The following is an 11,232-nucleotide window of genomic DNA, read 5'->3' as shown; positions in this document are numbered from 1 at the left end:
AATTCCAACAGCATGATACAGTTGAAGCAATTTGAAGCCTGGTTCATCACCGGCAGCCAACATCTTTACGGAGAAGAAACTTTAAAGCAGGTAGCGGCGCACGCAGAAAAGATCGCACAGTCGCTCAGTGCAGACGCCAACATACCGGTACGCATCGTATTTAAACCGGTGGTAAAAACGCCGGACGAAATATACCGCATTTGCCAGGAAGCCAATACAGCGCCGGATTGTATCGGCGTGATCGCCTGGATGCATACGTTCTCTCCGGCCAAAATGTGGATCGGTGGACTGAAGATCCTGCAACGCCCATTATTGCATTTGCATACACAGTTTAACAGAGACATCCCCTGGGGTGAGATAGATATGGACTTTATGAACCTGAATCAGTCTGCTCACGGCGACCGCGAGTTTGGTTTCATGATGTCGAGAATGAGAATGGACCGCAAAGTTGTAGCTGGCCACTGGCAGGATCCTGAAGTAACTGCAGAAATAGGTACCTGGCTGCGTGCAGCTGCTGGCTGGTTTGACTGGCAGGGCGCCCGTTTTGCCCGTATCGGCGATAACATGCGCCAGGTAGCTGTGACCGAGGGTGATAAGGTGGAAGCAGAGCTGCAGTTCGGTTATTCCGTGAATGGTTATGGTGTAGGAGACCTCGTAAAATATATCAAAGGCATCAGTGATGCGGCTATCGGCACGCTGGTACAGGAATATGAGCAGAGTTATGTGATTGCAGCTCCTTTGCTGAAAGGCGGTGCACAACACGCCTCCCTGCGGGAAGCGGCACGTATAGAATTAGGTCTGCGTGCCTTCCTGGAAGAAGGTAAATTCAAAGGCTTCACAGATACCTTTGAAGACCTGCATGGCATGGAACAGCTGCCTGGTATCGCGGTACAGCGTCTGATGGCTGACGGTTATGGCTTTGGTGGTGAAGGCGACTGGAAAACAGCTGCCCTGGTGAGAGCGATGAAAGTAATGGGTAGCGGACTGCCGGGTGGTAACTCCTTCATGGAAGATTATACCTATCATTTTGATCCGGCTAATCGCCTGGTACTGGGGGCACATATGCTGGAGATCTGTTCGTCTATTGCGAACGGCAAACCATCCTGTGAGATCCATCCGCTGGGTATCGGCGGCAAAGCTGACCCGGTAAGACTGGTGTTCAACGTAGGTGGCGGTCCGGCTATCAATGCATCTGTGATCGACATGGGTAATCGCTTCAGATTGCTGGTGAATGAAGTAGATGCGGTAGAACCGTTACACGACCTGCCTAAACTGCCGGTAGCGAGGGTATTGTGGAAGCCACTGCCTGACATGCGTACGGGTTGTGCTGCCTGGATACAGGCGGGAGGCGCTCACCACACCTGTTACAGTCAGAACCTGGGTGCTGCGCATATGCAGGACTTTGCAGACATGGCGGGTATTGAGTATGTGAAGATTGGCAAGAATACAGACCTGTATCAGTTCCGGAATGAATTACGCTGGAACGATGCATTCTACCTGATGAAAGGATTCAAATAAGACTAGATCAAATACGGCTGAATAAGCCATGACGTGGAATATCAAATCGCCGTCCGCCTTCTGGCGGATGGCTTTTTTTATTACAGCGTCTCCCAGTTCCTGACCAGTTCCCCCAGCAATACCTGTCCTGTGGGCCATTCGCCCAGGTTGGAATCCGCATTGATATGTCCTTTTGGTCCGGCGTTCACGAAACGGCTGCCCCAGGCATCAGCAAAAGATCTGGCCCGTTCCAGGCTGGCATATTCGTCGTTCGTACTGGATACCACGATGCTTTTAAAAGGCAGGGGCGCCAGTGGGATAGGTGCAAATCCCCTTGCTTCCGATGGGAAACCGGGACGTTCTGTGTCGGCAGGCGCCACCAGCAGGGCCGCCTTAATACTCAGCTTCGTTTGCTGTGCCCAGTAGGCCAGCGCGATGCAGCCGAGGCTGTGTGCGGCAATGACCACGTCGGGACCTGCTTCAGCAACAGCGTCTTCTATTGTTTTTACCCATTCAGCCATGACCGGGGTATCCCAGTTTTGCTGATCGATACGTTTGTATCCGGATGTTTTTTCCCAGATGCTTTGCCAGTGTAGTGGACCTGATCCGTGTAAACCTGGTGCGGTTAATACCTTAACTTCCATAAAACAGAAACTTTATAGCACTCCCTTTTGCAGATAGGTGATGGAATAGTAGTTGGCAATTCGAGTTGTAACAATGTACGTAAAAAGAATAAAAAGCCAATAACCTCATCCGTTAATAAAACGCAAATTTCTGCGGATGCCGGCATATTTTGATCGTTTCATGGGAGAACGGCGGAAGATCTTCTTAAATTCCTCTTCTGTCAGTTCTTCCCAATCCTTCGTGCTGAAGTTGAGGATCTCAGGGATCGGGGTAAATTCAACGGTCTGATTAGGTTTGGAAAAGCGGTTCCAGGGACAAACATCCTGGCACACATCACAGCCGAACATCCAGTTATCAAACTGACCCTGCATGTTTTCAGGGATCAGCAATTCTTTTAGTTCGATGGTGAAATAGGAGATACAGCGACTACCGTCAACGACGCCGGGGGCCACCAGTGCACCCGTAGGGCAGGCATCCAGGCAACGGGTGCAGGAGCCGCAATAGTCACCCACCGGGCTGTCGTATTCCAGGGCCAGATCGGTAATGAGGGTGGCGATAAAAAAGAAGGAACCCGCCTGTTTATGAATGAGGTTACCGTTCTTACCCAACCAACCCAGACCACTACGCTGCGCCCAGCTTCTTTCCAGTACCGGGGCGGAGTCTACAAAGCCTCGTCCGCTGACGGCTCCGAATGCTTCCTGCATACGGGCCAGCAGGGTGTTGAGTTTACCTTTGATGACCTCGTGATAGTCCTGTCCGTAGGCATATTTGGAGATCTTCGGCGCTTCCGGCTGCTGCTGCTGGTCGGGGTAGTAGTTCAATAACAGCGTGATGACCGATTGGGCATTATCCACCAGCTTCCTGGGATCAATACGTTTATCAAAATGATTCTCCATGTAATGCATAGAGCCATGCATCCCTTTATGCAGCCACTGTTCGAGCCGGCGGGCGTCATCATCGAGCTGCACCGCCTTCGCTATGCCACAATGGTCAAAGCCCAGATCAGCCGCGTGCTGCTTGATAAATGCCGTATATTTTGCTGCAAGTTCCATGAGAGAGTGCAAGTTACACAAAAATAAAAGTTTGCTATAGCAAGAGTTGGAATACGGTTTTTCCCTTACCTTCATCCCCAAAATAATCCTTATATCCTGTATGCGTAGCAGATCTATTGTATTCCCCCTGCAGCTGGCGGCTGCATGCTTGTTTGCACTTACAACATTTTCTCAGACCAGGGACAAGGTCAAATTCGGGAAAATCAGTCCGGAGGATTTCGCTCCGACATCATTTGAAAAAGATACTTCTGCACATGCGGTGATTCTCGCTGACATCGGCTCTTCAGAATTCCAGGTGGAAAGAGATCATTTTGAGCTGTCTTATAAGCGATTTAAGAGAATAAAGGTCGTGGATAAGAACGGTTACGACGCTGCTTCCGATGAAATTCCTCTTTATATCTCTGGTCAGATGGAGGAGAAACTGGTGAACCTCAAGGCAGTGGCCTACAACCTGGAAAACGGCCAGGTGGTAGAAACAAAAATGGAGAGTAAAAGTGTCTTTACCGATAAGTATGACAAGAACCACATTTTGAAGAAGTTTACCGTTCCTGGGGTAAAAGAGGGAACGATCATCGAGTATACCTATTCGGTCACTTCTCCGTTTAACTTTAACCTGCAACCCTGGAATTTCCAGGATGAGTATCCCTGTCTGCTCAGTGAGTACAGCGTTACTATTCCGGAGATATACGACTACGTTTTCCTGAAACAGGATATCAACAGCATGCTGACTGTAAAAACAACTGTTGACAGACAGACCTATAATATAACATATGAATCTAATGGTCCGACGAGCGCTTCCCAGCATGGCAGTTTTTCTGCCAATACGGTAAAGAACGTATGGACGGCCAAAGATATACCAGCCCTGAGGGAAGAGAGTTATACCACCTCCCTGAGGAACCATATTACGAGGATAGAATTCCAGTTGTCTGCCATCAAGTATCCGGAGTCGCCTGTAAAACCGATCATGGGTAACTGGCAGAAATTCTCAGAAGAGCTGAACAAAGATGAGGACTTCGGTGCAGATCTGAGTAAGAATAACGGTTACCTGGGAGATATAGTAGACGAGCTGACGGATGGCCTGAAAGATGATACCGCCAAGGCGCGCCGTATTTATAACTATGTGAGAAATAACTTTACCTGCACAGATCATTACGGCTTATATCTCAGTAAACCATTAAAAACGGTTTTTTCTTCTCATAACGGTAGTGTAGCAGACATTAATCTGCTGCTGATAGCGATGTTACGTCGTGCAAAGTTGAATGCCGATCCTGTAGTACTCAGTACCCGTAATCATGGCTTTACGCATGAGCTATACCCGCTCAGATCCCGTTTTAACTATACGATGGCGGCCATTACAGTGGATACACTGACTTATTTCCTGGATGCTTCCCGCCCTTATCTGGGTTTTGGCAGAGTAGACATTTCCTGCTATAACGGTCACGCAAGGATGTTGACGGCAGAATCAGTGCCTGTATATTTCAATCCCGATGATCTGCTGGAACAGAAGAATACTTTTGTAATGCTGATGGGGGGAGAAGGCGGCAGTCTGAAAGGAAGCATACAGCAATATCCTACCTATTTTGAATCCTGCGCGATGCGTTCTTCTATAAAGGATAAGGGTAAAGACGCCTATTTTAAAGGAAAAGAAAAAGACTTCGCCACGGAAACTGTTATCAGCGGTGTAGAGCTGGAGAACCTGGATGATAATGAAGAAGTATTGAAATTGAAGTATGATTTTGAAATGAAGGCAGATGATGCCGGCATGATCTACCTCAATCCTTTATTTACAGAGGCAATGCATAAAAATCCCTTCCGTTCACAGGAACGCAGATACCCGGTTGAGATGCCATGTGTAATGGATGAGACTTATACGCTGAACCTGACGATCCCTGATGGATATGTAGTGGAAGAAATTCCTAAATCAGCCATGGTGAAATTCAATGAAAACGAAGGTGTATTCCAGTATCTCATACAACAGAATGAGAGTTCCATACAGTTCCGTTCAAGAATAAAACTGAACAGGGCTGTATTCGCGCCGGATGAATACAATTCATTGCGTGAATTCTTTGATATGATTGTAAAGAAGCAATCAGAACAAATCGTCCTCAAAAGAAAAAGCTAAACATGCTAACCTACATCATAAAGAAGTATGCAGCCGCTATCTGTTGCTGCGTATGTTTCCTGTTCTTCCTGACACCCGTATTTGCAGGTGACCCGGTTTATCCGGCATCTATGATCCCTGATTCACTGAAGAAGAACGCACATATTGTGGTGCGGGCGGAAGAGGTGAGCGTTAAGATCAATGATCCGCGGGACGTAAGGGTGACCACGCATATAGTCATTACCGTTTTGGATGCAGAGGGGGAGAAGTATGCACATGTGACGGAGGGGTATGATAAACTGACAGATCTCCGCTATATTAAGGGAACCCTGTATGATGAAGCGGGAATGCCGCTAAAAAAGCTGAAACAAAGTGAGATACAGGATATGAGCGGCGTGGGTAGTGATCTGATGACGGATGACAGGTATAAACAGCATTCGTTCTACTACAAGGTCTACCCGCATACAGTGGAGTATGAAACAGAGGTACGATACAACCACTCCTATTACCTGCCTTACTGGGTGCCGCAGGAAGCCGCATCTTATGCGGTGCAGGAGAGTAAGCTGGTGGTGACTGCCCCGAAGGATTATGTGGTACGTTACCGCAATTTCAACTATAAGGGAGAGCCGGTACTGACCAATGATGGTGATAACAAAACTTACACCTGGGAGGTAAAAAATATGCACGCTATGGCGGACGAGCCCTATGCTCCAAGATGGTACAAACGTACTACCACCGTACTGCTGGCGCCTGCTATTTTCGAAATGCAGCAGTACAAAGGGTCAATGAATACCTGGGAGGAGTTTGGTAATTTTTCTTACATCTTGAATCAGGGAAGGGATCAGTTGCCAGAGAGTGTGAAGCAAATTGTCCATCAGCTAACAGATGGCCTGAGCCGGGAGGAGAAGATCACAAAGCTTTATAAGTATCTGCAGGAACATACCAGGTATATCAGCGTCCAGCTGGGTATTGGTGGGTGGCAGACCTTTGATGCCAATTATGTGGCCACGAAGGGATATGGGGACTGTAAAGCGCTCTCCAATTATATGTGCGCCCTGCTGAAGGAAGCCGGCATAAAGGCCTCTTGTGTACTTGTGTATGCCGGCGACAATGCTAAAGATGTGACGGAGGCAAGTTTTCCATCCCCCCGTTTCAACCACGTCATTGTTTGTGTACCTGGCACAAAAGACAGCACCTGGCTGGAATGTACCAGTAGCTCTCTGCCAGCCGGATACCTAAGTGGCTTTACTGCCGACAGGCCTGTACTGTTTGTGGATGAAACCGGGAGTAAGCTGGTCCACACGCCGGTGTACACTATGGAACAGAATCAACAGATACGCCACGTGAATGCCACGATTGTAGAAACAGGCGATATGACCCTGAAGGCCGATACACGTTATACAGGTCTGCAGCAGGACGATCTGCATGGCATGCTGAATACACTTACCAGGGAGCGGATGCTGGAACTCCTGAAACAGGCCGGCTATTTCCCCAGTTATGACGTGAGCGGTTATGAATGTAAGCAGCTGAAAGCGTCGCTGCCCGCCGTTGATGAACACCTGGAGATCGCTGCCCATAGCTATGCCACTGTTACGGGTAGACGTATGTTCCTGGAACCCAATCTGCTGACTAAAACAGGCAGGCGCCTGACAGCGGATACTGCCCGTAAATCGGAGATATACCTAAACGATGCTTACCGGGATGTAGATACAGTAAAGATCACGATCCCTGAAGGATATACGCCGGAGGCCATGCCTCAGCCAGTCACCTTGCAAAGCATGTTCGGCAGCTACGCTTCGAAAGTGGCAGTAGACGGCAACGTGATTACCTATATCCGTTCGATAGATCATAAAGGAGGATCTTACCCGGCTTCCGCTTTTCCGGAACTGGAGAAGTTCTATAATGGCATGTATAAAGCCGACAGAGCCAGGATCGTATTGGTCAAAAAATGAAATAATTGCAGTCCGGTACCGGAAAAGCTGTAAAAAGAGCAGTCCGGTACTGTTATTTCTGCCAAATTGCCTCCTTTGTTAACCTTGGAGCATGTTTTGTTGTTCTCTTAAAGACGTTTTAGTAGATAGCGTTAAAAGGAGAAAACTAACTGAATATGAATCTGAATAATTTCACTATTAAATCACAGGAGATACTGCAACAGGCGCAGCAATTAGCCTTCAATGGACAGCAACAGGCCATTGAAACGGGGCATTTGCTGAAGGCGTTGCTGGACGATCAGGAAAGTGCAATAGACTATCTGTTGAAGAAAAATAATGTAAATACCAACTTCCTGTCGTCGAGACTGGAAGAACAAATAAAGAAATATCCCCGTGTTGCTGGTGGGGAAGGCGGACAGGTGTTAAGCCGGGATGCCAACAATGCCATGCTGAGAGCTGGCGCCAGCATCAAAGAGTTTAAAGATGAATTTGTCAGTGTAGAACACCTGCTACTGGGATTACTCGGTGGTAGTGATGATACTGCCAAACTGCTGAAAGATGCAGGTGTAACAGAAAAAGGCTTAAAGGCCGCGATCCTGGAATTACGCAAGGGTAGCACAGTAAATTCACAGACAGCTGATACCCAGTATAATTCCCTGCAGAAGTACGCAAAGAACCTAAATGAGCTGGCAAGAGCGGGTAAACTGGACCCGGTGATCGGCCGTGATGAAGAGATCCGCAGAACACTGCACATTCTTTCCCGCCGTTCTAAAAACAACCCGATCCTCGTGGGTGAACCGGGTGTAGGTAAGACAGCTATAGTGGAAGGGCTGGCACACCGTATTATCAATGGTGACGTTCCTGAGAATCTGCGGAGCAAAACCATCTATGCCCTCGATATGGGTGCATTAATGGCAGGTGCGAAGTATAGGGGCGAATTCGAAGAAAGATTGAAAGCGGTGATCAAGGAAGTGACCGAGAGTGAAGGACAACTGATCCTCTTCATAGACGAGATCCATACCCTGGTGGGTGCGGGCGCTATGGAAGGAGCAATGGACGCTGCGAACATCCTGAAGCCTGCACTGGCGCGTGGTGAGCTTCGTGCTATCGGTGCTACCACCCTGAACGAATACCAGAAATATTTTGAGAAAGATAAAGCACTGGAACGCCGTTTCCAGAAGGTAATGGTAGACGAGCCTACTGTGGAAGATGCTATATCCATCCTCCGTGGTCTGAAGGAACGTTACGAAAGCCATCACCATGTGCTGATAAAAGATGAAGCGATCATTGCAGCGGTAGAACTGTCTAACCGATACATTACCGACCGTTTCCTGCCCGATAAGGCCATTGACCTGATAGATGAAAGCGCAGCTAAACTTCGCCTGGAAATGAACTCCATGCCGGAAGAACTGGATGAACTGGAACGCCGCATCAGACAACTTGAGATAGAAAGAGAGGCCATCAAACGTGAGAATGACGAAGATAAACTGCGTGAACTGAATGAAGAGATAGCCAGACTGGGTGAGCAACGCAGCACATTCAAAGCCAAATGGCAGGCAGAAAAGGAAATTGTGGATAAACTGCAGAATGCCAAAGCATCCATAGAAAACCTGAAACTGGAAGCTGAACAGGCGGAACGTAACGGGGAGTATGGCAGGGTAGCAGAGATCCGCTACGGAAAGGTAAAAGAACAGGAAGAACTGATCGCCCGCTATACAAAAGAACTGAATGATATATCCTCAGACCATAAGCGACTGTTGAAAGAAGAAGTAGACGCGGAAGATATTGCGGAAAACGTGGCCAAGGCGACCGGTATTCCGGTATCAAGAATGATGCAGAGCGAAAGGGATAAACTGCTGCACCTGGAAGACGAACTGCATAGAAGAGTGGTAGGACAGGAAGAAGCGATTATCGCAGTATCTGATGCCATCCGCAGAAGCAGGGCCGGATTACAGGACCCTAAACGTCCTATCGGTTCCTTTATATTCCTGGGTACTACCGGTGTTGGTAAGACAGAACTGGCCAAAGCATTGGCAGAGTACCTGTTTGACGACGATTCCATGATGACGCGTATCGACATGAGTGAATACCAGGAGAAACATGCAGTGAGTCGCCTCATAGGTGCACCTCCGGGATATGTAGGTTATGATGAGGGTGGACAGCTGACAGAAGCAGTAAGGCGTAAACCTTATTCCGTAGTGCTCCTGGACGAGATAGAAAAAGCGCATCCGGATACTTTTAACATTTTATTACAGGTACTGGACGATGGACGGCTGACAGATAATAAGGGCCGTGTGGTGAACTTTAAGAACACCATTATCATCATGACCAGCAACATGGGTAGCCAGATCATCCAGGAGAATTTTGAAAGGATAGATGAAAAGAACCGTGAGGACGTGGTAGACGCTACCAAAGCCGAAGTGATGTCTCTTCTGAAGCAGACCATCCGGCCGGAGTTCCTGAACCGCATAGACGAAGTGATTATGTTCCAGCCATTGCTGCGCAATGAAATTAAGGGAATAATTAACATCCAGTTACAGCAGTTGAAGGACCTGGTTGCACAAAATGGCATGATATTGGAATTCTCTGACTATGCGATGGAGTATCTTGCCACCCAGGGTTACGACCCACAGTTTGGGGCAAGACCGCTGAAACGGTTAATACAGAAAGAGATCATTAACCTGCTGAGTAAAAAGATCCTGGCAGGGGATATTGATAAAAGCAAACCAGTATTGATAGATGTATTCGATGGAGTGGTGGTGATAAGGAACAATAACAATCATCATGCTGTGAACGCATAAGTGCATAGAAATACTTTATATTCAAATACGACGATATACAGTTACGAATACCCGGATAATTCTTTATCCGGGTTTTTTTATGCTGTAAGGGAGGCGCGTCAATTTTGCGTACTTTTGAGAGGCACGAAATCTTTCCGCCAGATGCCATTACGCTGGCGGACTGTTTAAAATAACAATGAAAAGCATCTTATGATCGGAGAACGAGAAAAGCGGTTTATGCAGATAGCGGTAGACCTCTCCCGGCAGGGAATGGAGAACGGCGAAGGTGGACCTTTCGGGGCTATCGTCGTGAGAGGGGAAGAGATTGTTGGCAGGGGCTGGAATCAGGTATTATCCCACAATGACCCTACTGCCCATGCTGAAGTGATGGCCATCCGGGATGCCTGCACCCGATTAGGTACTTTCCAGCTGCATGACTGTGAGATCTATACATCCTGTGAACCCTGTCCGATGTGCCTGGGTGCTATTTACTGGGCAAGGCCTCAGCGCGTTTATTTTGCCAATACCAAAGAGGATGCTGCCGCTATTGATTTTGATGACTCCTTCATTTACCAGGAGATAAGTGTACCCCACGAAGATAAAAAGATCCCGTTTATTGCGTTCCCGTCTGATGCGGCGTTGGCGGTGTTTAAGGATTGGCAGATAAAAGGGGATAGGACCTTGTATTGATATAGGGCCGGGGCGAACCCGTATTACAAATAATGGTTCGGGGTTGAAACCCGCGCTACAAATAATGGTTTGGGGTTGAAACCCGCGCTACAAACAACGGGACTCCTACCGGAGTCCTATTGACGCGAATGAATCACGATAAATATATTTAACAAAACATCAATCGGCTCCGTTAGGAGCCGTTTCGTTTGTAGCGCGGGGTGCTCCTACCGGAGTCCTATTGACGCGAATGAATCACGATAAATATATTTAACAAAACATCAATCGGCTCCGTTAGGAGCCGTTTCGTTTGTAGCGCGGGGTGCTCCTACCGGAGTCCTATTGACGCGAATGAATCACGATAAATACATTTAACAAAACATCAATCGGCTCCATTAGGAGCCGTTTTGTTGTGCGCCTGGCATGTTCATAAACTAGGAGGTGTAAGTCCTCCGCGAGCCTTGATAGTAGGAATCGCTAGCTCAAGACAAGGGTGTCCACCGTGAGGTGGAATCTGAAGGAAGTCGGCGGCAAAATCCCGGTCTGACGAACAGAAACCGCATATAAGGCAATCACTG

7 protein-coding genes are annotated in these 11,232 nt (G+C 47.9%); 5 read left to right on the top strand and 2 right to left on the bottom strand.

Annotation, left to right across the window (positions count from 1 at the left end; genetic code table 11):
- The first annotated feature begins 12 nt into the window (after positions 1–12).
- Positions 13–1,518: an L-arabinose isomerase gene (gene araA / locus CLV42_RS32110; protein WP_106606046.1), complete on the top strand. Its 1,506-nt coding sequence runs from the start codon at positions 13–15 to the stop codon at positions 1,516–1,518.
- Between the two features lie 80 nt (positions 1,519–1,598).
- Here the strand turns inward: araA and CLV42_RS32105 are convergent, their stop codons facing one another.
- Both CLV42_RS32105 and queG read right to left on the bottom strand, forming a co-directional pair.
- The gene (locus CLV42_RS32105; RefSeq protein WP_106606045.1) at positions 1,599–2,141 is read right to left on the bottom strand and encodes an RBBP9/YdeN family alpha/beta hydrolase; all 543 of its coding nucleotides are present in this window, start codon (positions 2,139–2,141) and stop codon (positions 1,599–1,601) included.
- A gap of 105 nt (positions 2,142–2,246) precedes the next feature.
- Entirely contained in the window at positions 2,247–3,173 is a 927-nt protein-coding gene (queG, locus tag CLV42_RS32100) for a tRNA epoxyqueuosine(34) reductase QueG (RefSeq protein ID WP_106606044.1), read from the bottom strand.
- 100 nt (positions 3,174–3,273) lie between these two features.
- Here queG and CLV42_RS32095 point away from each other — a divergent pair, with 100 nt between their 5' ends.
- The 4 genes from CLV42_RS32095 (at position 3,274) to CLV42_RS32080 (ending at position 10,675) form a co-directional block, all read left to right on the top strand.
- Entirely contained in the window at positions 3,274–5,295 is a 2,022-nt protein-coding gene (locus CLV42_RS32095) for a DUF3858 domain-containing protein (protein WP_106606043.1), read from the top strand.
- Between the two features lie 2 nt (positions 5,296–5,297).
- Positions 5,298–7,226, top strand: a complete 1,929-nt coding sequence (locus CLV42_RS32090) for a DUF3857 domain-containing protein (protein WP_106606042.1) — start codon at positions 5,298–5,300, stop codon at positions 7,224–7,226.
- A 155-nt stretch (positions 7,227–7,381) separates the two neighbouring features.
- Positions 7,382–10,006: an ATP-dependent chaperone ClpB gene (gene clpB / locus CLV42_RS32085; RefSeq protein ID WP_106606041.1), complete on the top strand. Its 2,625-nt coding sequence runs from the start codon at positions 7,382–7,384 to the stop codon at positions 10,004–10,006.
- A gap of 189 nt (positions 10,007–10,195) precedes the next feature.
- Positions 10,196–10,675, top strand: a complete 480-nt coding sequence (locus CLV42_RS32080; protein ID WP_106606040.1) for a nucleoside deaminase — start codon at positions 10,196–10,198, stop codon at positions 10,673–10,675.
- The last annotated feature ends 557 nt before the right edge of the window (positions 10,676–11,232 follow it).

The organism is Chitinophaga ginsengisoli (assembly GCF_003014595.1).
In the GTDB taxonomy this organism is placed as follows: Bacteria; Bacteroidota; Bacteroidia; order Chitinophagales; family Chitinophagaceae; genus Chitinophaga; species Chitinophaga ginsengisoli.
This window is presented reverse-complemented; position numbering and strand designations above follow the sequence as displayed.

Excerpts from the sequence above, each read along its gene's own strand:
- queG (WP_106606044.1), bottom strand. The coding sequence starts at position 3,173 with ATGGAACTTGCAGCAAAATATACGGCATTTATCAAGCAGCACGCGGCT.
- clpB (WP_106606041.1), top strand. The coding sequence starts at position 7,382 with ATGAATCTGAATAATTTCACTATTAAATCACAGGAGATACTGCAACAG.
- CLV42_RS32090 (WP_106606042.1), top strand. The coding sequence starts at position 5,298 with ATGCTAACCTACATCATAAAGAAGTATGCAGCCGCTATCTGTTGCTGC.
- CLV42_RS32095 (WP_106606043.1), top strand. The coding sequence starts at position 3,274 with ATGCGTAGCAGATCTATTGTATTCCCCCTGCAGCTGGCGGCTGCATGC.
- araA (WP_106606046.1), top strand. The coding sequence starts at position 13 with ATGATACAGTTGAAGCAATTTGAAGCCTGGTTCATCACCGGCAGCCAA.
- CLV42_RS32105 (WP_106606045.1), bottom strand. The coding sequence starts at position 2,141 with ATGGAAGTTAAGGTATTAACCGCACCAGGTTTACACGGATCAGGTCCA.
- CLV42_RS32080 (WP_106606040.1), top strand. The coding sequence starts at position 10,196 with ATGATCGGAGAACGAGAAAAGCGGTTTATGCAGATAGCGGTAGACCTC.